The 22247-nt window shown below is 71.5% G+C and carries 18 protein-coding genes; 9 read left to right on the plus strand and 9 right to left on the minus strand.

All coding sequences use genetic code 11. The features are described 5' to 3' along the window. The first annotated feature begins 160 nt into the window (after positions 1-160). The 4 genes from OG381_RS32315 (at position 161) to serA (ending at position 5494) form a co-directional block, all read left to right on the plus strand. Complete coding sequence (locus tag OG381_RS32315) at positions 161-2011, plus strand: acetolactate synthase large subunit (RefSeq protein ID WP_327719552.1); 1851 nt, start codon at positions 161-163, stop codon at positions 2009-2011. A gap of 21 nt (positions 2012-2032) precedes the next feature. After that, entirely contained in the window at positions 2033-2557 is a 525-nt protein-coding gene (ilvN, locus tag OG381_RS32320; protein WP_266887700.1) for an acetolactate synthase small subunit, read from the plus strand. 117 nt (positions 2558-2674) lie between these two features. Beyond that, positions 2675-3673 carry a ketol-acid reductoisomerase gene (gene ilvC, locus OG381_RS32325; RefSeq protein WP_046261684.1) on the plus strand — a complete coding sequence of 333 codons (999 nt, stop codon included), beginning with the start codon at positions 2675-2677 and terminating at the stop codon, positions 3671-3673. Between the two features lie 231 nt (positions 3674-3904). Next, positions 3905-5494: a phosphoglycerate dehydrogenase gene (serA, locus tag OG381_RS32330; RefSeq protein ID WP_327719553.1), complete on the plus strand. Its 1590-nt coding sequence runs from the start codon at positions 3905-3907 to the stop codon at positions 5492-5494. A gap of 61 nt (positions 5495-5555) precedes the next feature. Here serA and OG381_RS32335 read toward each other — a convergent pair whose 3' ends face one another. Next, entirely contained in the window at positions 5556-7085 is a 1530-nt protein-coding gene (locus OG381_RS32335) for an MFS transporter (RefSeq protein WP_327719554.1), read from the minus strand. Between the two features lie 77 nt (positions 7086-7162). On the opposite strand from OG381_RS32335, the gene OG381_RS32340 reads away from it, so the two are divergent. Continuing rightward, entirely contained in the window at positions 7163-7744 is a 582-nt protein-coding gene (locus OG381_RS32340) for a TetR/AcrR family transcriptional regulator (protein ID WP_327719555.1), read from the plus strand. On the opposite strand, the gene OG381_RS32345 is transcribed toward OG381_RS32340, so the two are convergent. From OG381_RS32345 to OG381_RS32365, 5 genes are all read right to left on the minus strand, one after another. Continuing rightward, on the minus strand, positions 7731-8411 hold the full coding sequence (locus OG381_RS32345; RefSeq protein ID WP_327719556.1) for a dipeptide/oligopeptide/nickel ABC transporter ATP-binding protein: 681 nt from the start codon (positions 8409-8411) through the stop codon (positions 7731-7733). The two genes, OG381_RS32340 and OG381_RS32345, sit on opposite strands and share 14 nt — an antisense overlap. Beyond that, positions 8408-9328: an ABC transporter ATP-binding protein gene (locus OG381_RS32350; protein WP_327719557.1), complete on the minus strand. Its 921-nt coding sequence runs from the start codon at positions 9326-9328 to the stop codon at positions 8408-8410. The genes OG381_RS32345 and OG381_RS32350 overlap by 4 nt, the downstream gene beginning before the upstream one ends. Next, positions 9318-11036: an ABC transporter permease subunit gene (locus OG381_RS32355; protein WP_327719558.1), complete on the minus strand. Its 1719-nt coding sequence runs from the start codon at positions 11034-11036 to the stop codon at positions 9318-9320. The genes OG381_RS32350 and OG381_RS32355 overlap by 11 nt, the downstream gene beginning before the upstream one ends. Before the next feature lie 35 nt (positions 11037-11071). Further along, positions 11072-12565, minus strand: a complete 1494-nt coding sequence (locus OG381_RS32360) for an ABC transporter substrate-binding protein (protein WP_327719559.1) — start codon at positions 12563-12565, stop codon at positions 11072-11074. A 66-nt stretch (positions 12566-12631) separates the two neighbouring features. Continuing rightward, positions 12632-13810, minus strand: coding sequence for an MFS transporter (locus OG381_RS32365; RefSeq protein WP_327719560.1), 1179 nt, complete (start codon positions 13808-13810; stop codon positions 12632-12634). A 47-nt stretch (positions 13811-13857) separates the two neighbouring features. Here OG381_RS32365 and pdxR point away from each other — a divergent pair, with 47 nt between their 5' ends. After that, complete coding sequence (pdxR, locus tag OG381_RS32370; protein WP_327719561.1) at positions 13858-15267, plus strand: MocR-like pyridoxine biosynthesis transcription factor PdxR; 1410 nt, start codon at positions 13858-13860, stop codon at positions 15265-15267. A gap of 296 nt (positions 15268-15563) precedes the next feature. Here the strand turns inward: pdxR and OG381_RS32375 are convergent, their stop codons facing one another. Both OG381_RS32375 and OG381_RS32380 read right to left on the minus strand, forming a co-directional pair. Then, positions 15564-16205 carry a LysE family translocator gene (locus tag OG381_RS32375; RefSeq protein WP_327719562.1) on the minus strand — a complete coding sequence of 214 codons (642 nt, stop codon included), beginning with the start codon at positions 16203-16205 and terminating at the stop codon, positions 15564-15566. A 91-nt stretch (positions 16206-16296) separates the two neighbouring features. Further along, positions 16297-17493, minus strand: coding sequence for a PucR family transcriptional regulator (locus OG381_RS32380; protein ID WP_327719563.1), 1197 nt, complete (start codon positions 17491-17493; stop codon positions 16297-16299). A 127-nt stretch (positions 17494-17620) separates the two neighbouring features. Between OG381_RS32380 and OG381_RS32385 the strand changes: the two genes are divergently transcribed. The 3 genes from OG381_RS32385 (at position 17621) to OG381_RS32395 (ending at position 21353) form a co-directional block, all read left to right on the plus strand. After that, entirely contained in the window at positions 17621-18547 is a 927-nt protein-coding gene (locus OG381_RS32385) for a proline dehydrogenase family protein (protein WP_327719564.1), read from the plus strand. A 253-nt stretch (positions 18548-18800) separates the two neighbouring features. Continuing rightward, positions 18801-20432, plus strand: a complete 1632-nt coding sequence (gene pruA, locus OG381_RS32390; protein WP_327719565.1) for an L-glutamate gamma-semialdehyde dehydrogenase — start codon at positions 18801-18803, stop codon at positions 20430-20432. An 84-nt stretch (positions 20433-20516) separates the two neighbouring features. Then, positions 20517-21353 carry an alpha/beta fold hydrolase gene (locus OG381_RS32395; protein WP_327719566.1) on the plus strand — a complete coding sequence of 279 codons (837 nt, stop codon included), beginning with the start codon at positions 20517-20519 and terminating at the stop codon, positions 21351-21353. On the opposite strand, the gene OG381_RS32400 is transcribed toward OG381_RS32395, so the two are convergent. Further along, positions 21337-22203, minus strand: coding sequence for an alpha/beta fold hydrolase (locus tag OG381_RS32400; RefSeq protein ID WP_327719567.1), 867 nt, complete (start codon positions 22201-22203; stop codon positions 21337-21339). The genes OG381_RS32395 and OG381_RS32400 overlap by 17 nt on opposite strands. Between the last annotated feature and the right edge of the window lie 44 nt (positions 22204-22247).

The following is a 22247-nucleotide window of genomic DNA, read 5'->3' on the forward strand; positions in this document are numbered from 1 at the left end:
GCTGGTGACGTCCGGATCGACCCGGAACTCCCAGCGACCACACCCGGCGCGCTCCCCTCGCTTGCCTCTTGGCACGAGGGGTTTTTTGTTGCACAGACACCAGGCGTAAAAAGCATCACACCGTACGAACCTCGCAAAAACCCTCAGCATCGAGAAGAGAATGACGATGACCGAGCAGGCCACCGGGGCCCATCCGCAGCCGCGGCCCCGATCCGGAGGACAGCAGTCCGCCCCCGAGCACGTCACGGGCGCGCAGTCCCTCATCCGCTCTCTCGAGGAGGTCGGCGCCGAGACGGTATTCGGCATTCCCGGCGGTGCGATCCTGCCCGCGTACGACCCGCTGATGGACTCCCGGCGGGTGCGCCACGTCCTGGTCCGCCACGAGCAGGGCGCCGGCCACGCGGCCACCGGTTACGCGCAGGCCACCGGCAAGGTCGGCGTCTGCATGGCGACCTCCGGACCCGGTGCCACCAACCTGGTGACGCCGATCGCGGACGCGCACATGGACTCGGTGCCGCTCGTGGCGATCACCGGGCAGGTCGCGTCGAAGGCGATCGGCACGGACGCCTTCCAGGAGGCGGACATCGTCGGCATCACGATGCCGATCACCAAGCACAACTTCCTCGTCACCAAGGCCGAGGACATCCCGCGGGTGATCGCGCAGGCGTTCCACATCGCCTCCACCGGCCGCCCCGGCCCGGTCCTGGTCGACATCGCCAAGGACGCCCTCCAGGCGCGGACCACCTTCTCCTGGCCGCCCACCATGGACCTGCCCGGCTACCGGCCCGTCACCAAGCCGCACGCCAAGCAGATCCGCGAGGCCGCGAAGCTCATCACCAACGCCAAGCGGCCCGTCCTCTACGTCGGCGGCGGTGTCCTCAAGGCACACGCCACCGCGGAGCTCAAGGTTCTCGCCGAGCTCACCGGAGCGCCCGTCACCACCACACTGATGGCGCTCGGCGCATTCCCCGACAGCCACCCGCTGCACGTGGGAATGCCGGGCATGCACGGTGCGGTCACCGCCGTCACCGCGCTGCAGAAGGCCGACCTGATCGTCGCCCTCGGAGCCCGATTCGACGACCGCGTCACGGGCAAGCTGGACAGCTTCGCCCCGTACGCCAAGATCGTCCACGCCGACATCGACCCGGCCGAGATCGGCAAGAACCGCGCCGCGGACGTGCCGATCGTCGGGGATGCCCGCGAGGTCATCGCCGACCTGGTCCAGGCCGTGCAGAAGGAGCACAGCGAGGGCCACCAGGGCGACTACACCGCCTGGTGGAAGGACCTCAACCGCTGGCGCGACACCTACCCGCTCGGCTACGACCAGCCGAGCAACGGCACGCTGTCCCCGCAGCAGGTCATCGAGCGCATCGGCCAACTCGCGCCGGAGGGCACGATCTTCGCCGCGGGCGTCGGCCAGCACCAGATGTGGGCCGCGCACTACATCCAGTACGAGAAGCCCGCGACCTGGCTGAACTCCGGTGGCGCCGGAACGATGGGCTACGCGGTCCCGGCCGCGATGGGCGCCAAGGCCGGAGCCCCGGACCAGACGGTCTGGGCGGTCGACGGCGACGGCTGCTTCCAGATGACCAATCAGGAGCTCACCACCTGCGCCCTGAACAACATCCCGATCAAGGTCGCCATCATCAACAACGGCGCCCTCGGGATGGTCCGCCAGTGGCAGACCCTCTTCTACAACCAGCGGTACTCCAACACCGTGCTGCACTCCGGCCCCGACGACGTCAACCCGGCGGCCAGGGGCACCCGCGTCCCCGACTTCGTGAAGCTGTCGGAGGCCATGGGCTGCTACGCGATCCGCTGCGAGTCCCCGGAGGACCTCGACAAGGTCATCGAAGAGGCGAACTCCATCAACGACCGCCCGGTCGTCGTCGACTTCATCGTCCACGAGGACGCGATGGTGTGGCCGATGGTCGCCGCCGGCACCTCCAACGACGAGATCCTGGCCGCCCGGGACGTCCGCCCCGACTTCGGCGACAACGAAGACGACTGAGCGAGAGAGACGTAAAAGATCATGTCCAAGCACACGCTCTCCGTCCTGGTGGAGAACAAGCCGGGCATCCTCGCCCGGATCGCCGCGCTCTTCTCCCGCCGCGGCTTCAACATCGACTCGCTCGCCGTCGGCGTCACCGAGCACGCCGACATCTCCCGCATCACGATCGTGGTGAGCGTCGAGGCGCTGCCCCTCGAGCAGGTCACCAAGCAGCTCAACAAGCTCGTCGAGGTGCTCAAGATCGTCGAGCTCGAGCCGGCGAGCGCCGTCCAGCGTGAACTCGTTCTGGTGAAGGTGCGCGCCGACAACGAGACGCGCTCGCAGATCGTCGAGATCGTCCAGCTGTTCCGCGCCAAGACCGTCGACGTCTCCCCGGAGGCCGTCACCATCGAGGCCACCGGCGGCAGCGACAAGTTGGAGGCCATGCTCAAGATGCTGGAGCCGTTCGGCATCAAGGAGCTCGTCCAGTCCGGCACGATCGCCATCGGCCGCGGCGCCCGTTCGATCACCGACCGCTCACTGCGCGCCCTCGACCGATCTGCCTGACGCTTGACACGGGCGGCCGCGGTCGTCGGCCGCCCGTATGGCGAGACCCCGAAACTTCACGTCACCCCGCCGTCATACGGTGGGACGCAACACCTGCACTCAAGGAGAGAACCCAAAGTGGCCGAGCTGTTCTACGACGCCGACGCCGACCTGTCCATCATCCAGGGCCGCAAGGTCGCGGTCATCGGTTACGGCAGCCAGGGCCACGCCCACGCGCTGTCGCTGCGTGACTCGGGTGTCGACGTCCGGGTGGGTCTGCACGAGGGCTCGAAGTCCAAGGCCAAGGCCGAGGAGCAGGGCCTGCGCGTGGTGACGCCGTCGGAGGCCGCCGCCGAGGCCGACGTCATCATGATCCTGGTGCCGGACCCGATCCAGGCCCAGGTCTACGAGGAGTCCATCAAGGACAACCTCAACGACGGCGACGCGCTGTTCTTCGGCCACGGTCTGAACATCCGCTTCGACTTCATCAAGCCCCCGGCCGGCATCGACGTCTGCATGGTCGCCCCGAAGGGCCCGGGCCACCTCGTCCGCCGCCAGTACGAGGAGGGTCGCGGCGTTCCCTGCATCGCGGCCGTCGAGCAGGACGCCACGGGCAACGCCTTCGCGCTGGCCCTGTCGTACGCCAAGGGCATCGGCGGCACCCGCGCGGGCGTCATCAAGACGACCTTCACCGAGGAGACCGAGACCGACCTCTTCGGCGAGCAGGCCGTTCTCTGCGGTGGTACGGCCGCGCTGGTCAAGGCCGGTTTCGAGACGCTGACCGAGGCGGGCTACCAGCCCGAGATCGCGTACTTCGAGTGCCTGCACGAGCTGAAGCTGATCGTCGACCTCATGTACGAGGGCGGCCTGGAGAAGATGCGCTGGTCCGTCTCCGAGACCGCCGAGTGGGGCGACTACGTCACCGGTCCCCGCATCATCACGGACGCCACCAAGGCCGAGATGAAGAAGGTCCTCGCCGAGATCCAGGACGGCACCTTCGCGCGTGAGTGGATGGCCGAGTACCACGGCGGTCTGAAGAAGTACAACGAGTACAAGCAGCAGGACTCCGAGCACCTGCTGGAGACCACCGGCAAGCAGCTGCGCAAGCTGATGAGCTGGGTCGACGAGGAGGCGTAAAGCCTCGGCCGGCGGGGCCGGAGCGGACAGCTCCGGCCCCGTTGTCCAACCTGTCCGGCCACGGACGGGTGATCCTTCCGTAGAGGCGTAAGACGCTCTCGGCCGCGCCACTACACTGCCGTACTACATACGCGTCAGGCCCACAGCGTCGTGCGTCTTCCACGCGGCTAGCCACCTCCACCGCATGCGGCCGTCGGGACGGCCGTCCGCATTGGACTTGTGAGGACTCACGTGAGCTCGAAACCTGTCGTACTCATCGCTGAAGAGCTGTCGCCCGCGACCGTGGACGCGCTTGGCCCGGACTTCGAGATCCGGCAGTGCAACGGCGCCGACCGGGCCGAGCTGCTGCCCGCCATCGCCGACGTGGACGCGATCCTGATCCGCTCCGCCACCAAGGTGGACGCCGAGGCGATCGCCGCCGCGAAGAAGCTGAAGGTCGTCGCACGAGCCGGCGTCGGCCTGGACAACGTCGACGTCTCCGCCGCCACCAAGGCCGGCGTGATGGTCGTCAACGCCCCCACCTCCAACATCGTCACCGCCGCCGAGCTCGCCTGCGGTCTGCTGCTGGCCACCGCGCGCCACATCCCGCAGGCCAACACCGCGCTGAAGAACGGCGAGTGGAAGCGCAGCAAGTACACCGGCGTCGAGCTGGCCGAGAAGACCCTCGGTGTCGTCGGCCTCGGCCGCATCGGCGCGCTCGTCGCCCAGCGCATGTCGGCCTTCGGCATGAAGGTCGTGGCCTACGACCCCTACGTGCAGCCCGCGCGGGCTGCGCAGATGGGCGTGAAGGTCCTCTCCCTCGACGAGCTGCTCGAGGTCTCCGACTTCATCACCGTGCACCTGCCGAAGACCCCCGAGACCCTCGGTCTCATCGGCGACGAGGCCCTGCACAAGGTCAAGCCGAGCGTGCGCATCGTCAACGCCGCGCGCGGCGGGATCGTCGACGAGACGGCGCTGTTCTCGGCGCTGAAGGAGGGCCGCGTCGCCGGCGCCGGCCTCGACGTGTACGCGAAGGAGCCCTGCACGGACTCCCCGCTCTTCGAGCTCGACGAGGTCGTCTGCACCCCGCACCTCGGCGCCTCCACCGACGAGGCCCAGGAGAAGGCCGGCATCGCCGTCGCCCGCTCCGTGCGCCTCGCGCTCGCCGGTGAGCTGGTCCCGGACGCGGTCAACGTCCAGGGCGGCGTCATCGCCGAGGACGTCAAGCCGGGTCTGCCGCTCGCCGAGCGCCTCGGCCGGATCTTCACCGCGCTCGCCGGTGAGGTCGCGGTCCGCCTCGACGTCGAGGTCTACGGCGAGATCACCCAGCACGACGTGAAGGTGCTGGAGCTCAGCGCCCTCAAGGGTGTCTTCGAGGACGTCGTCGACGAGACCGTGTCGTACGTCAACGCCCCGCTGTTCGCGCAGGAGCGCGGTGTCGAGGTGCGCCTGACGACCAGCTCGGAGTCGGCCGACCACCGCAACGTCGTCACCGTGCGCGGCACGCTGGGCAACGGCGAGGAGGTCGCGGTCTCCGGCACGCTGGCCGGTCCGAAGCACCTCCAGAAGATCGTCGCGGTCGGCGAGTACGACGTCGACCTGGCCCTCGCCGACCACATGGTCGTCCTCAAGTACGAGGACCGTCCGGGCGTCGTCGGCACCGTGGGCCGCGTCTTCGGCGAGGCCGGCATCAACATCGCCGGTATGCAGGTGTCCCGTTCGGTGGCCGGCGGCGAGGCGCTCGCCGTCCTGACGGTGGACGACACGGTGCCCCCGGCGGTCCTGGCCGAGCTCGAGGTGGAGATCGGCGCGACGTCGGCCCGTGCGGTGAACCTGGTCTGACGTACCACGCGAAAAGCCGGGCGGGCCGAGGAATTCCTCGGCCCGCCCGGCCTTTTCCGTCCTACGCGGCAACCTTGTCCGGCTCCGGCTCCTTCACCGGCTCCCGCACCTCGACACCTCGCAGCGTCACCGCGGCCAGCACCGCCGCGCCCGCCAGCAGCACCGCCCCCGCGATCGCCGCCCAGTGCATCCCGTGGGTGAACGCCTCCCGGGCCACGGTCGCCAGTCCCGGCACCTGATCGGCGACCGCCAGCGCCCCGCCCAGCGTCTCGTGGGCCACGTCGGGCGCCGAGGCCGGGATGTCGTGGCGGTAGACGGCCGTACCGATGGAGCCGAGGACCGCCATCCCCAGCGCGCCGCCGAACTCCGCGCCGGTCTCCATCAGGGAGGACGCGGTGCCCGCCCGTTCGACCGGGGCGGTGCCCATCGCGAGGTCCATGATCTGGGACATCACGGTGACGGCGCCGACCGCGAGGACACCGCAGGAGACCAGCACCAGCCACATCGAGTCCGTACCGGCCAGTGCCAGCAGCGCGAAGCCGCACGCCGAGATCGCGAAGCCCGCGGTGACGACCCAGGCGCGGTTGACGCCCTTCTGGACGAGCGCGGTCGCGATCGGCGCGGCGGCCCCGATCGGCACCGACGGCAGCAGGGCCCACAGGGCTGACTCCAGCGCGCTCTTGCCGAGCACCGACTGCAGGTACTGCGTGGTGAAGTAGGCCGATCCCAGGATCCCGAACGCCGAGACGAGGTTCAGGGCGACGGCGGGCGCGAAGCCGCGGCCGCGGAACAGGGCCGGGTCGATCATCGGTGCGGCCGTGGTGCGCTGGCGGTGGACGAAGAGGGCGGCGAAGAGCAGACCGACGGTGATCGACAGGACGTAGAGGACGTTCCAGCCCTCCGAGGGGATCTCCTTGAGGCCGTAGATCACGGGGAGCACGGCGGCCATCGACAGGGGGACGCTCAGCCAGTCGAAGCGGCCGGGCGAGGGGTTCCGCGACTCGGGGAGCAGCAGCGGGCCGAGGAGCAGCAGCAGGGCCATCGCGGGCAGGTTGACCAGGAAGACCGAGCCCCACCAGAAGTGCTCGACCAGGACCCCGCTCATCACCGAGCCGAGCGCGATCCCGGCCGTCATCACGCCGGACCACAGGCCGATCGCCTTCGCGCGCTGGCCGGGGTCGGTGAACATCGTGCGCAGCAGGGCCATCGTCGAGGGCATCAGGGTCGCGCCGCCGATGCCGAGGACCGCGCGGGCCGCGATCAGGGTCTCGGCGCTGTTCGCGTACGCCGCCACCAGCGAGGCGGCGCCGAAGGCGGCGGCGCCGATCACCAGGAGCCTGCGGTGGCCGATACGGTCGCCGAGCGAGCCCATCGTCATCAGCAGGCCGGCCAGCACGAACGCGTAGATGTCGAAGATCCACAGCTGCTGGGTGCCGCTCGGCTCCAGGTCCGCGCTGATCGACGGGATCGCGAAGTAGAGGACGGAGACGTCCATCGAGACCAGGAGCAGCGGAAGCATCAGGACGGTGAGGGCGGTCCATTCACGGCGTCCGGCGAGGGTGCCGGTGGACGTGCTCGTCGGGTTCGTCATGGCGGCGACTATACGGATGTATTAAACGCTTGTCTATGACGCTTGTATAAATCGCTTGTCTAGATAGAGTTGAGCGCATGGGACACCGTGAGGATCTGCTCGAAGGCGCCAAGCGGTGCCTGCTGGAGAAGGGCTTCGCGCGCACGACGGCGCGCGACATCGTCAAGGAGTCGGGGACCAACCTCGCCTCGATCGGCTATCACTACGGCTCGAAGGACGCGCTGCTGGCCGAGGCGTACGTGTCGCTGGCCGAGGGGATGGGCGATGCCTTCGAGGGGGACGGAACGGCCATGAATGCCGAACCCGGTTCCCTCGAACGTTTCCAGGAGGTGTGGTCGAACGTCATCGCCACCATGCGGGAGCCCGGCTCGATCTGGCATCTCAGCATGGAGATCGTGGTCATGGGCGACCAACTGCCCGAGGTGCGCGACTACTTGGCGCGGGCCCAGCGGGAGGCCGGGCGGGGATTCGTGCCGATGCTCATGGGTGGGCGTGAGGAGGACGTCTCGGACGACACCGCGGACACCCTCGGCATGTTCTACGTGACGCTCATGACGGGGCTCATCGCCCAGTGGCACTTCGATCCGAAGACCGCGCCCAGCGGGGAACAGCTCGCCGAGGGGCTGCGCCAGGTGATCGCCGGGGTCAACAAGAGCTGATCCGTCCCTCCCGCATCTCCAGGACACGGTCCGCGAAATGCCGTACGACGGCCCGGTCGTGGCAGATGAACAGATAGCCGAGCCCCAGCTCGTCCCGGAGGTCGGCCAGCAGGTTCAGCACCCCGGCCCGCACCGACGGGTCCAGCGCCGACACCGGCTCGTCCAGCACCAGCAGGCGCGGCTCGGAGGCCAACGCCCGGGCGATCCCGGCGCGTTGGCACTGGCCGCCGGAGAGTTCGTGCGGATACCGGTCGCCGTACGACGGGTCGAGGCCGACCCGGTCCAGGAGTCCGGCCACCCGGGCGGGACCGGACGAGGCGTTCCAGCGGCCCTGGACCTTCAGCGGTTCCGCCACCGCGTCCCGGATGCGGTGGCGGGGGCTGAGGGAGCCGTAGGGGTCCTGGAAGACGGGCTGCATACGCGGGCGCAGGGGGCGGAGTTCGCGTTCCGTCAGGGTCGTCAACTCCCGGCCCTCGAAGCGGACTTCGCCGGAGGTCGGGCGGCGCAGCTGAAGCACCGCCAGCGCGGTGGAGGACTTTCCGCAGCCGGAGGGGCCGTTCAGGGCGAGGGTCTCGCCGGCCTCCAGGGAGAAGCCGACACGGTCCACCGCGGTCACGGCACCGTGGCGGACGACGAGGTCGCGGACGGCGAGAAGGGGTGTGCTCACACTCTCTCCCAGTGGTGGCAGGAGACCAACCGCCCCTCCACGCGCCGCGGTTCGGGTTCCTCGCGGCGGCAGGTGTCGGTGGCGAGCGGGCAGCGCGGGGCGAAGGCGCAGCCCGGCGAAAGCGTGCCCGGGGCCGGGGGTGTGCCGGGGAGGGCGGGCAGACGGCGCCCTCGGGCGTTCTGCGGGAGGGACGCCAGCAGGCCCGCTGTGTACGGGGCCCGGGGACGGGCCAGCACCTCCCGTGCCGGGCCGAGTTCGGTCAGCCGGCCGGCGTACATGACGAGCGCGCGGTCCGCGTGCCGCCGTACGACGTCCAGGTCGTGCGTGACCAGGACGAGCGCGGCGCCGACCGCCTCCCGCTGCTCGGCGAGGACCCGGAGCACCTGCTCGCGGCGTTCCTCGTCGAGGGCGGTGGTGGGTTCGTCGGCGACCAGGATGTCCGGTTCGTTGATCGTGGCCATCGCGACGACCGCGCGCTGGCGCATACCGCCGGAGAACTCGTGCGGATACGACCGTGCCCGCCGCGCGGCGTCCGGGATGCCCACCCGGTCGAGTGCCGCGACCGCGCGCGCCCGGGCCTCCTTGCGGGAGACGCGGGCCACCGACCGTACGGCGGCGGCGAGTTGGTCGCCCACCGGGTGCACGGGGGAGAGGGCGGACAGGGCGTCCTGGGGGACCAGGGCGATGCGGCTGCCGCGCTCGGCCGAGAGGTCCGGCCGGACGGTCCCGGTCGCCGTCGCGTCCTTGGGCAGCATGCCCAGCAGCGCCCGGGCGGTCAGGGACTTGCCCGCGCCCGACTCGCCGACGACCGCCAGCACTTCACGCGGGCGGATGTCGAAGGACAGTCCGCGCACGACCTCGACGCCGTCGAAGGCGATCCGCAGATCGCGTACCGACAGCAGTGCCTCAGACTCCAACGGGGATCTCCTTCACGGCTCGCCGGCCTTTCGTGCCGCTGCGGCCCTGCGCGTACGACGCCCCCGACACCGCCAGCCCCGCCAGCAGGGCCAGCGCCACCGCCGGGGCGAGGGCGGCCCAGGGGGCGCGTTCGACATAGGCGCGGGACTCGTCGAGCAGCAGGCCCCACTCCGGGGCGGGTGGCTGGGCGCCCAGGCCCAGGAAGCCCAGTGAGGCCAGGGCGAGCGCGATGCCGGGCAGCCGCAGCAGCGCGTGCCGGGCGACGGGCGCGGCGACCGAGGGCAGGACGTGCCGGGTCAGGATCCACAAGGGCGGTGCGCCGATGGCGCGTTGGGCCATCAGGAAGGAGGACGCCCGGACCTCCTGCACCAGCGACGCCGCGTGCGCGGCCAGCGGCGGCCACGAGATCAGGGCAACCGCGAGGGCCGCACCGCCCGTGCCGGGTCCGGCCGCCGCGGCGACCAGGATGCCGACGATCACCGGGGGCAGGGCGTTGGCGATGTCCGCCGCGCCCGCCGCGACACCGGGCAGGAAACCGAACACCAGCGCGACCAGCAGGCTCAGCAGACAGACGGCGGCGGCCGTGCCGACGGTGGAGGCGGCGCCGTGCCCGAGCCGGGCCAGGACGTCACGGCCGAGGCCGTCGGTGCCGAGCGGATGCACCCCGGTGGGAGAGGCCAGCCGGTTCGCGGTCTCGATCGCGTACGGGTCGCGCAGCAGACCCCAGCCGATCGCCAGGGCGAGGACGGCGAACAGGGCCGAGGGGATCGCCGGGTGGGTACGGACCGGCCTGGCGGGTGGCAGGGTGAGCGAGGCGTCCCGCAGGGCCGGACCCAGCAGCCGGCGCCGGGTGAGCGCGGACAGTGCCCCCACGGCCAGACCGAGCAGCAGCAGGGCGAGCACCGCCCCCTGGAGCAGCGGCAGGTCCTGCGACTTGGCGGCCCCCAGCGCCGTGCGCCCGATCCCCGGCACCGCGAACACCGTCTCCACGGCGACCGCGCCCCCGGTGAGCCCGACGGCGGCCATCCCGAACTGCGGGACCAGAGGCGGCAGTACGCGTCGGAGGGCGGCCGCGCAGACCCGGGCCCGGCCGACCCCGGCCCCGCGCCACAGCTCCACCCACCGCTCGTCGAGCACGGCGGGCAGCGCGTCCGCGACCAGCCGTCCGAGCAGCCCGCCCGCGGGGACGCCGAGCGCGAGGGCGGGCAGGACCATGTACGCCGGACCCTGCCAGCCGGAGGTGGGCAGCCATCCCAGCCACACCCCGCAGAGCAGCAACGCGACGGTGGCCAGCAGGAATTCGGGCACGGCGGCCAGCATCGCCGCGAAGGCCCCGGCCGACCTGCGCCCCCGTACCAGCACGGGCGCGACCAGTGCCCCCGCGAGCAGCACCGCGACGGCGAAGGCCGCGCCCATCAGCGCCAGCGACACCTGGAGCCCGGACACGACGGACGCCAGCACATCGGTACCCGACACCCACGAGGTCCCGAGGTCCCCGTGCAGCAGCTCGGACGCCCAGCTCCCCAGCAGCGAAAGGGGACCCGTGTCGAGGCCGAGATCCTGTCGTACGGCGTCCAGGGCCTCCTTCGTCGGCTCCTGCTCGGCGGAACGGGCGCGCAGGACGGTGAGCGCCGGGTCCCTGCCGGAGAGCCAGGGGAGCAGCCCGACGGCGGTCACGGTCCCGAGCAGGCACAGGACCCGGGTCACCCCGGCCGCGGTGGGCAACCGCCTTGAAGCGAGCCTCACTTGACGTACGTGTCGGCCGTGACCAGCTCACGCTCGCGCGGGTCGTGCGCGGCGTCCACGACGTCGGCGGCGTCACCCTGGATCACGCGCTCGTGCAGCATCGGGACGGCCGCGTCGGTGCCGAGCACGGCGGCCTCGGCCGCGATGACGGCCTTGCGCCGGGCCTCGCCGGCCTCGGTCCCGCCGGCCTTCCTCAGGGCGGCGTCCACCTGGGCGTCGGCGAGCTGGGAGATGTTGAAGGAGCCGTCGGAGGCGAAGTCGCTGTAGAGGTAGGCGGCCGGGTCACCGGAGTCGAGGACGGTCGCTCGGGACAGGATGAAGGCGTCGAACGCGCCGGCGAGGGCGTCGGACTCGATGTTGGCGTACTCGCGGACATCGAGCTTCACCTTGAACCCGGCCTTCTGAAGCTGCTGTTGCAGGGTGGCGGCGACCTCGGGGAGTTCGGCGCGGTCGGTGAAGGTGCCGATGGTCACGGTGCGGCCCTTCGGCTTCGCGGCGGCGGTGCGCTTGACGTCCGACCGCAGTTCGGCGGCCCAGGGCAGCGCGGGACCGAGCAACCCCTCGGCGACATCGGCGCGTCCCTCGTACACGCCCTTCACGATCGACTCGGCGTCGATCGCCTCGCGGGCGGCGGCACGCAGGGCGGCGTCCTTGAAGACGCCCTTCCCGTTGTTGAGGTACAGGGTGTTGGTGCGCGGCATCGGGACCTCGGTGATCAGGTCCTCGTCGAGGAGCGCGGCCTGGGAGACGGGGACCGCCTCGACGATGTCGGCCTCACCGCTGCGCAGGGCGGCGGCCCGGGCGGTGCCGTCGGGCACGAACCTCACGTCGATACCGGGGGACTTGGCCTTGCCGCCCCAGTAGGCGTCGTAGCGGTCGAGGGTGGCGGAGGAGGTGCCGTCGACCTCGGTGAGCTCGAAGGGGCCGGTGCCGGCGCCGACGGGGTTCACCGTCTTCCCGGTGTAGGCCTTCGCGGCGAGGACCGACAGCTGGGGCGAGCTGAGCCGCTGCGGGACCAGGGGGTCCTCGTCGGCGGTGGTGACGGTGACGGTGTCCGGGTCCTTCGTCTTCACGGTCAGGTCGACGCCGTCCAGGATGCGGGGCTTGGGGGAGGCGGTGGCGGCGGTGGTGAGCGAGCGTACGACGGCCTCGGCGTCGAGCTTCGTGCCGTCGTGGAAGGTGACGCCGTCGCGTATCTGGAACGTCCAGGTCCTGCCGGACTGCTGCCACTCGGTGGCGAGCGCGGGTTCGGCGTCCCCGTCGGCGTCGAGCTTCACGAGGGTCTCCGCCGTCGACCAGCGGGACAGCTTGAACGCGTCGTCGGAGAGCGGGGAGAGGGCCGAACGCGGGGGCAGCATCATCGCGACCCGGACGCGCTTGCCGTCACCGCCCCCGTCGCCCTCACCCTCGGCGGAGGCACCGGAGAAACAGCCGGTGAGCAGGGCGGAGGCCACGGCGGCCGAGAACAGGTGACGGGCGGGCAGGCGCACGGAACCCTCCGGGTAAAGGGGTGGTCAAGGGTGAGTGCGCCGACGCTAACACGATGACAATCATTTTCAGTAATCAGTGTGACGGAGATCGCGCAGCGCCGGGACCAGCGCGATCAGCATCAGCGCGGCCGTCGCAGCGAACGCCCACGGATAGCCGGTCAGCCCCGCGAGGACACCGAAGCCCGCCGCACCGACGCCCATGCCACCGTCGTAGGCGAGATTCCACAGCGCGCTGACCGTGCCGTACGAAGAGGCGGACACCCGGGCGTACATCAGGGTCAGGGTGGCGTTCTGGGCGATGCCGAAGCCGGCCCCGAACAGCGCCGATCCCGCGACGACGGCCACCGGGCTGCCGGTCGCCGCGGTGACCAGCAGGCCCGCCGCCGACAGGAGCAGACCGGGCAGGACGAGCCCGGCGCTGCCGTGCCGGTCACCGTGCCGGCCCGCCAGCCAGCGGGTGACGGTCGCGGCCGCGGGCTGGGCGAACAGGGCCGCCGCGATCACCGAGGAGGACACCGAACCGGCCGCCAACGGCAGGAAGGTGACCAGGATTCCGGCGGCCGTCGCGGTGGCGCCGAAGACGAGGACGGGGCGCAGCAGGGCACCGGTGCGCAGCCCGCGGACCACACCGACCGGCCGCTCGGCGCTCGCGCCACGGTCCGGCAGGCCGAACACCGAGACGATCGCGGCGAGCGCGGCACCGCCGCCGACGGCCGCGACGGTCCCGTACCCCGCGTGCTCCGCCAGCCACAGCCCGAGCGGCAGCGCGATCAGCGACGGCACACCGGACACCACGCCCACCACGGCGAGGCCCTCGCCCCTCCGCTCGGCCGGGATCAGCGTCGCCGTCAGGGCGCCGCCCGCGACGATGGTGAGCGCGAAGCCCAGTCCGCGCACCAGACACACGGCCACGATCCACACGATGTCCCGGGAGGCGGTCAGCGCCAGGGCCGGGGCGCCGAGCAGGAACAGGCCGGCGATCAGGACGACCCGGTATCCGAAGCGTGCGACCAGCCGGGGAGTGACCAGTTCACCGAGGACCGTGGAGAGCATCAGGGCACCGGTGGCGAGACCCGCCGCACCCCCGCCGCCCGACCCGGCCGCGTAGGCGGGGACGACCGACAGCAGCAGGAAGAAGCTGACGGTCGCCCCGACCAGGCTCACGAAGCGGAGCAGCAGGGGCCGGGTGAGCAGGGGCGGACGCGAACCGGTCGTTGGTGCGGGGTGCTTGGCCGAAGTCGTCATACCGTCGACGGTAGGTTCCCACCGGCCCTCCGCTAAGCTCCAATTCCATGCCAGTGCAGTGGGCCGGTCTGTCACCAGGGCTGCTTCTGACCGTCGACCGGGACAGCACGCAGCGACTGTCCGCGCAGGTGGAGGGACAACTGCGGGACGCCATCCGCACCGGTCGGCTCCAGGCCGGCGAACGCCTCCCGTCCTCCCGGGAACTCGCGCGGGAGCTCGGTCTGTCCCGTGGTCTCGTCCAGGACTGCTACGCCCAACTCCAGGCCGAGGGCTACCTCGTGACCCGCGTCGGCTCGGCCACCCGCGTGGCGGCCTGCGCCCAGCCGACGGAACCGGCCCCCGCATCCCCGGCCGGCCCCGGCCCCCGGCTGATCGCCGACTTCCGCCACGGGGTGCCGGACCTGACCTCCTTCCCGCTCGCCGACTGGCTCTGGGCCACCAGGGAAGCGGCCCGGCGCATGCCCACCGCCGACCTCGACTACGGGGATCCACGGGGGAGTTCGGCCCTGCGCGAGGTCGTCGCCGGATATCTGGGCCGGGTGCGCGGCGCCGCCACCGACCCTGCCCGGACCGTGGTCTGCTCGGGCTACGCGCAGGGGCTGAGCCTCGCCCTGGGCGCCCTCGCCCGCCGGGGTGCGCGGGTCGTGGCGTACGAGGACCCGGGCGGCCCGGCCACCGCGCGGGCGGCCGCCGAGGCTGCGGGGCTGACGGCCGTACCGGTCCCGGTCGACGAAGAGGGCGTGGACGTAGGGAAGTTGGCGGCCACCGGTGCCCGGGCCGTGATCGTCACCCCGGCCCACCAGTGGCCGACGGGAGTCGTGCTGGCGCCCGACCGCCGCCATGCGCTGATCGACTGGGCCGTGCGCCAGGACGCGTACGTCATCGAGGACGACTACGACGCCGAGTTCCGCTACGACCGCGAACCGGTCGGTGCGCTCCAGGGGCTGGCGGCCGACCGGGTGATCTCCATCGGCACGGTGAGCAAGTCACTGGCCCCCGCACTGCGGCTGGGCTGGCTGCTGTGCCCGCCGGCCCTGCTCGACCTCGTCACCGACCTCAAACGCGTCACCGACCGCGGCTCACCCACCCTCGACCAGCTCGCCCTCGCCCGCCTGATCGAGTCCGGCCGCTACGACCGCCATCTGCGGCGCATGCGCACGACCTACGCCACCCGCCGTACCGCCCTGGTCGACGCCCTGGCCGCGCACGCCCCCGCGGTACGGCTGTCCGGACTGGCGGCGGGATTCCACGCCGTGGCCCATCTGCCCGCGAGGGCCCACGAACACACCCTCGTCGATGCGGCTCGCACCCGCGGCGTCGGCCTGTACGGCATGAGCGCGTGCCGCACCTCGGCAGCCGCGGCGCCGCCTCAACTCGTCCTGGGATTCGGCAATGTGACGGAACGCGCGATCGCGGAGGGGGTGGCGGCGGTGGCGGACCTCCTCGACGGCGGCTGAGCCGGCACTCCTGGCGGACGCCGACTCGGATCGCGGCCCACCCGTGCTTTCAGCCTGCCCGGCGTTTGAGGACGAGGACCTGCCATTCCGATCCCCCGCCCACCCGCAGGCGGCTTCGCCTCTCAACGCCGGCCCGCATGCTTCAGCCCGTCCGGCGTTTGAGGACGAGGCCCTTGGGGCCGATGGGGGTCCAGGGGGCGGAGCCCCCTGGGGTGGGGTCGAAGGGGCGGCAGCCCCTGGGGAGGGGAACGGGTAAGGGCGGCGGGGGCGTAAACCCGATCAGCAGCAGCACGGGGTCACTCCCCGAAGGCCAGGCGGGCTCCGAAGGCGGCGATGACCGTGCCGGTGACGCGGTCCAGGACGCGGCGGGCGGACGGGCGGCGGAGCGTGTCGCGCAGGGTGCGGGCGAAGAGGATCAGGACGCCCGACCAGATCACCCCGAGCGCGATGTGCACGCCCGCCAGCAAGGTGCCGGCCACCAGGTGTGCCGCCGCGCCGCCCTCCGGGACGAACTGCGGCAGGACCGCCATGTAGAAGGCGCCCACCTTCGGGTTGAGCAGGTTCGTCAGGGCGCCCTTGCGCCAGCCGCTCCAGAAGCCGCCCCCGCTGTCCCCGTCCTGCGCGGGTCCGGCGTCCCCGCCCCGCCGCCGCAGCGTCGCCCACACCATGCGGGCGCCCATCCAGACCAGGTACGCGGCACCCGCCCAGCGCAGGGCGGTGTAGGCGAGGTGGGACGCGGTCAGGACGGCGGTGACGCCGAGCGCGCCGAGCACGCCCCAGACGAGGGTGCCGGTCTGGATGCCGAGGACCACGCCCCACGCGCGCGTGCGGCGCCCCGTGACGGCGGTGCGGAGGATGAGGGCGGTGTCGATGCCCGGGGTGAGGGTCAGCAGGCCCACGATCAGTGCGAAGGAGCCCAGTGCGGAGGCAGTGATCATGCGGGCACTGTAGAGGGGGGGAGTCGACGAATTCCCCCTCTTCCTGCCCGGATTCGGGCATGGGGACGGTCAAAAGAGCTCTTGAGGAGCTTTAGAGGCGCGCCCCCTTCAGTGCCATGTGCAGCAGCAGCCGGTCCTCGCCGTCGTCCAGGTCCAGGCCCGTCAGCTGCTCCACCCGGGACAGGCGGTAGTACAGGGTCTGGCGGTGGATGCCCAGCTCGGCGGCCGTGCGGCCCGCCTGGCCCGCGCGGTCGAGATAGATCTCGGCGGTGCGCGCGAGTTCGCGGTGGGCGGGGGAGAGCAGGGGCCGTACGGCGGGGTCGTGGGCCGTCTCCGCGGGGAGCGAGGTCAGCAGCCGGTACGGACCGATCCGCGACCACTCCGTGACCGGGCCGAGCGCAGGCTCAGCGAGGGCCGCGCGGGCCGCCGCCGAGGCCTCCCGCCAGGACGTCGCCAGATCGCCGAGACCGGTACGGGGCTCACCCACGCCGGCCGCCCGGGCGCCTTCCCCCAGCAGCCGCTGTGCCGCCGCGAGTGCCGGCGTCCGCACCTCGGGCGCCCGCAGCCGGACGAGGACCGCGAGGCTCTGCGCGGTCGTGCCCCACGGCACCGTGCACAGGGCCGTCGTGTGCGGCACCGTCCGCGCGGACGGCGCGTCGTCCAGGTCGGTGGACGGCCAGGGCGCGACACACACCACCGCGTGCGGCCCGTCGCCGCGCGGCCCGAGCGCCGTACGCAGCGCCGCCACCGCCATCTCCCCCTGCCAGCCCCGCTCGGCGGTCAGCACCGCCCGCAGCTCCCGGCTGAGGTCCGCCCCGTGCTGCGCCTCGTCCGCGAACAGCGCGCCGATCCGCACCGTCACCTCCATGGCGGCGGTCAGCTGGGCCTCGGTGGGCCCGGGGTCGGACTCCAGCAGCCAGACGTACCCCAGGACGACACCCCGATGGCGCACGGGCAGACAGATCCGTCCGCGGTACACCCCCGCCTCGGGCGTCGGCGGGATACGGACGGGACCGGTCGCGCGGGTGATGCCGAAGCCCTCGAACCAGGTCCGGACCGCGGCCGTCGAGCGGCGGGTCAGGATCGAGCGGGCGCGCACCGGGTCCAGCGCCGACGGATCGAGGTCGCCCTCACTGTCGTACGCCCCGAAGGCGATCAGCTCGAAGTCGCGGCTCTCCAGGGTCGCGGGTACCCCGAGCAGCTCGGAGATCTCGTCGACCAGCTCCTGGTAGTCACCGGCTCGGCTGGACGACGCGGCATCGGCTGTCACTCGGGCATTCTCCCGCACAATCCCGCCCCTTCATACATCTGTCTGAGATCTGCGGCACGGATGCGTGACAGCTGTCGATGGCCGACGATCGGAGGGATCCTTAGGTTTCACGGTGGTTCTATCTGCTGGTTTGTGGAGGTGCCCCGTGCTGGGTCCCGTGATTCTTGCCGCGTCGCGCAGCGACCGGATGCGACGCCTGATCTCGGCGGCGCCGGTGACCAAGCAGGTCGTCGACCGCTTCATCCCCGGCGAGACGGTCGACGAGGTCGTGCCGATCATCAGGGAGCTCACGGACCGGGGTCTGGAGCTGACGATGGACGTCGTCGGCGAGGACATCACCACCCCCGAGCAGGCCGAAGCCGCCCGGGACGCCTACCTCCGGCTCGTCGACCGGCTCAAGGAGCTGGACCTGGGCACCCGCGCCGAGATGTCCGTGAAGCTGTCGATGTTCGGACAGGCGCTGCCGGGCGGCCACGAGCTGGCCCTGGCCAATGTCCGACCGGTCGTCGAGGCGGCCGCCGCCATCGGTACCACCGTGACGCTGGACGCCGAGGACCACACCACCCTCGACTCGATGTTCGCCATCCACGAGGAGCTGCGGAAGGACTTCCCGCAGACCGGCTGCGTCATCCAGGCCTACCTCTTCCGCACCGAGGCCGACGCCCGCCGCCTCGCCGAGAGCGGCAGCCGCGTGCGGCTCGTGAAGGGCGCCTACAAGGAGCCCGCCGAGGTCGCGTACCAGCAGAAGCACGAGATCGACAAGGCGTACGTCCGCATCCTGAAGGTCCTGATGGAGGGCGAGGGGTACCCGATGATCGGGTCCCACGACCCGCGCCTGATCTCCATCGCCCAGGAACTGGCCCACCGGGCCGGCCGCAAGCCCGACGAGTACGAGTTCCAGATGCTGTACGGCATCCGCGGCGACGAACACCTGCGCCTCGCCGCCGAGGGCCACCGCATGCGCGTCTACACGGCCTACGGCACCGACTGGTACGGCTACTTCATGCGCCGCCTCGCGGAGAAGCCGGCGAACCTGCGCTTTTTCGCGCGAAGCATGATCACCAAGGGCTGATGCGCGGGGTGAGCGGCTGCCGTTGGCCTCCGGCGAGTGCTCGGAGGACGACGGCAGCCGCCCCGCGGCCGGCTGAGCCGGACCCGGATCCGCCGAAAGGAGTTACGGATCTCGTGACTCCGCCCCCGAAGAGGCTTCTCACGAACTCGCCGCAGCGAGCCCGTGACGGTCAAGCCCTGACCGCTGCTCACCATACGCAACCGCTTCAGCTCCCCCCGGCTGAAGCCCGGGAATCACTCGGAAGAGGTACCCCATGGACGCTGTGACCCAGGTCCCCACCCCCGTCAACGAGCCGGTGCACGGCTACGCCCCCGGCTCGCCCGAGCGCGCCCGTCTCGAGGTCAAGCTGAAGGAGCTGGCCGAGAACCCGATCGACCTGCCGATGACCATCGGCGGTGAGAAGCGGCTCGGCGGCGGCGACGCCTTCCAGGTCGTGCAGCCGCACAACCACAAGGCCGTTCTGGGCACGTACCGCAACGCCACCCAGCAGGACGCGCAGGACGCGATCGACGCGGCCCTCGCCGCCGCGCCCGCCTGGCGCGCGATGGCCTTCGACGACCGCGCCGCGATCATCCTGCGCGCCGCCGAACTCCTCGCCGGCCCCTGGCGCGAGACCCTCGCCGCCTCCACCATGCTCGGCCAGTCGAAGACCGCCCAGCAGGCCGAGATCGACACCCCCTGCGAGCTCGTCGATTTCTGGCGCTTCAACGTCAAGTATGCCCGCGACCTGCTGGCCGAGCAGCCCCCGGCGAACTCCCCGGGCGTCTGGAACCGCCTCGACCACCGCCCGCTCGAAGGCTTCGTCTACGCGATCACGCCCTTCAACTTCACGGCGATCGCGGGCAACCTCCCGACCGCGCCCGCGCTGATGGGCAACGTCGTCGTCTGGAAGCCGTCCCCGACGCAGACCCACGCCGCCGTGCTGCTCATGCAGCTCCTGGAGGAGGCCGGGCTGCCTAAGGGCGTCATCAACCTCGTCACCGGCGACGGCATCGAGGTCTCCAAGGTCGCCCTCGAGCACCGCGACCTCGCGGGCATCCACTTCACCGGTTCCACCAAGACCTTCCAGCACCTGTGGAAGACGGTCGGCGCCAACATCGAGAAGTACCGCACCTACCCCCGTCTGGTCGGCGAGACCGGCGGCAAGGACTTCGTCGTCGCCCACCCGAGCGCCGACAAGGCGATCCTCAAGACCGCACTGACCCGCGGTGCGTTCGAGTACCAGGGCCAGAAGTGCAGCGCGACCTCCCGGGCCTACATCCCGGCGTCGATCTGGAACAGCGGCTTCAAGGAGGAGTTCGCGGCCGAGGTCGACTACCTCACCATGGGCGATGTCACCGACCTCTCCAACTTCATCGGCGCCGTCATCGACGAGCGCGCCTTCGCCAAGAACAAGGCCGCCATCGACCGCGCCAAGTCCGACCCGGCCTGCACGATCGTCGCGGGCGGTTCGTACGACGACTCGGTCGGCTACTTCGTCCGCCCGACCGTCGTCGAGTGCTCGGACCCGGCGAACGAGGTCTTCACCACCGAGTACTTCGGCCCCTTCCTCGCCGTGCACGTCTACGAGGACGACAAGTACGACGAGATGCTGACCCAGATGGAGTCGGTGTCCGACTACGCGCTCACCGGCTCGGTCATCTCGGCCGACCGCGCGGCGGCGGCGTACACGATGGACAAGCTGCGCTACGCGGCCGGCAACTTCTACATCAACGACAAGTCCACCGGAGCCGTCGTCGGCCAGCAGCCCTTCGGCGGCGGCCGCGCCTCCGGCACCAACGACAAGGCCGGCGCCCCGCAGAACCTGATGCGCTGGACCCTGACCCGCGCCATCAAGGAGACCCTGGTCCCGCCGACCGACTACGCGTACCCGCACATGGGCTGACGGTAGGTCGGAGAGCTGGAAGGGCCGGGCTGTTGCCCGGCCCTTCGCCGTCTCCGGCTGGACCCGTGGCGCAGACTCGTGGCCATGACGGTGACGACTGACGACGGTGTACGGCTGTGGGCCACGCGGCAGGGGCACGGCGGCGAGGCCCTGGTGCTGTGTCACGGCGGCCCCGGACTGTGGGACATGTTCGAGGACGTGGCCGCCATGCTGGAGGACCGGGCGAGCGTCGTCCGCTGGGACCAGCGCGGGTGCGGGCGCTCCGAGCGGGCCGCGGGGCCCTGGACGACCGACCGGTTCGTGGCGGATCTGGACGCCGTACGACAGCACTTCGCGCTCGACCGGCCCGTGCTGCTCGGCCACTCCTGGGGCGCCCAGCTGGCGCTCAGCTATGCGCTGGCGCACCCGGAGCGGGTCGGGGGCCTCGTGTACGTGGGCGGCACGGGCATCGACCCGGTGTCCACCTGGCGCGGGCCCTTCGAGGAGAACTTCCGCGCGAGGCTGGGTGAGGTGCCCGAACGGCTCGCCCGTTGGCAGGAGTTGGTGGACGGGGACCGTGAGCGGGCGGTGCTGCAGTGGTCGGTCGACTTCGAGGACCGGGAGCGGGCGCTGGAGCACGCCGGTCGGATGGCGGACCCCTGGTTCGAGATCAACTTCGAGTGCAACAGGGCGCTGGGCGCGGAGACGAAACAGACCTGGGGGAGCCCCGAGCTGTACGCCGCCTGCCAGGGGCTGGATGTGCCGGTGCTGATCGTCGACGGTGAGCGGGACGTCCGGCCGCGCTGGGCGGTCGACTCACTGGAGCGGGCGCTGCCCCGGGTGCGGCGGGTGGTGCTCGCCGGTGCCGGGCACTCGCCGTGGGTGGAGGATCCGGACGGCTTCCGGGAGGCGGTGGGGGCGGCGCTCAGAGGGTCCGGCTGAGGAAGTCGCCTATCAGCGCGCCGATCTGGGGTGCGTGTGTCTCCAGGGCGAAGTGGCCCGTGGGCAGGAGGTGGATCTCGGCCTTCGGGAGGTCGCACTGGTAGGCGAGGGCGCCGGCCGGGACGAAGATCTCGTCGTGGGCGCCCCAGACGGCCAGCAGGGGGACCTGGCTGGTGCGGAAGTAGTCGTGGAAGGCGGGGTAGAGGGCGAAGTTGGAGCCGTAGTCGGCGATCAGGTCGAGCTGGATCTCCGGCTGGCCGGGGCGGGCCATGAGGGCCGCGTCGTGCTCGTACGCGTCCGGGCTGACGAGGTGTCGCAGGTCCTCCGGAACCCCGTGCAGGTACTGCCACTTGATGCCGTCCGGCGAGGAGATCTCCCGCACCGGCGCCTCGGTCTCCGGCGTCCGCTCGGCGATGAGCGCGAGCACGGGAGCCCAGGCCTCCTTCCCCAGCCCCTCCTCGTAGGCGTTGCCGTTCTGCGTGACGATCGCCGTCACCCGCTCGGGGTGCGCGAGTGCGAGCCGCAGGCCGATCGGGGCGCCGTAGTCCTGGATGTAGAGGGCGTACTCCTTCAGCCCCAACTGCTCGGTGAACTCGGCGGTGATCTCGGCGAGTTCGGCGAACGTGTACGCGAAGTCGGAGGCTCCCGGAGCCGACGAGCGCCCGAACCCGATGTGGTCCGGGGCGATGAGGCGGTAGCGGTCGGCGAGAAGCGGGATGAGGTCACGGAACATGTGCGAGCTGCTCGGGAAGCCGTGCAGCAGGAGGAGAGCGGGGGCGTCGGCGGGCCCGGCCTCGCGGTAGTGGACGTCGAGGCCGCGGACGGTGGTGGTGCGGTGGGCGGTCATCATGATGCTCTAACCCCTGACTGTCTCTGTGGCAGTTAGGTAAGTTC

Origin of the sequence: Streptomyces sp. NBC_00490 (assembly GCF_036013645.1) — a bacterium.
Lineage (GTDB): Bacteria > Actinomycetota > Actinomycetes > Streptomycetales > Streptomycetaceae > Streptomyces > Streptomyces canus_F.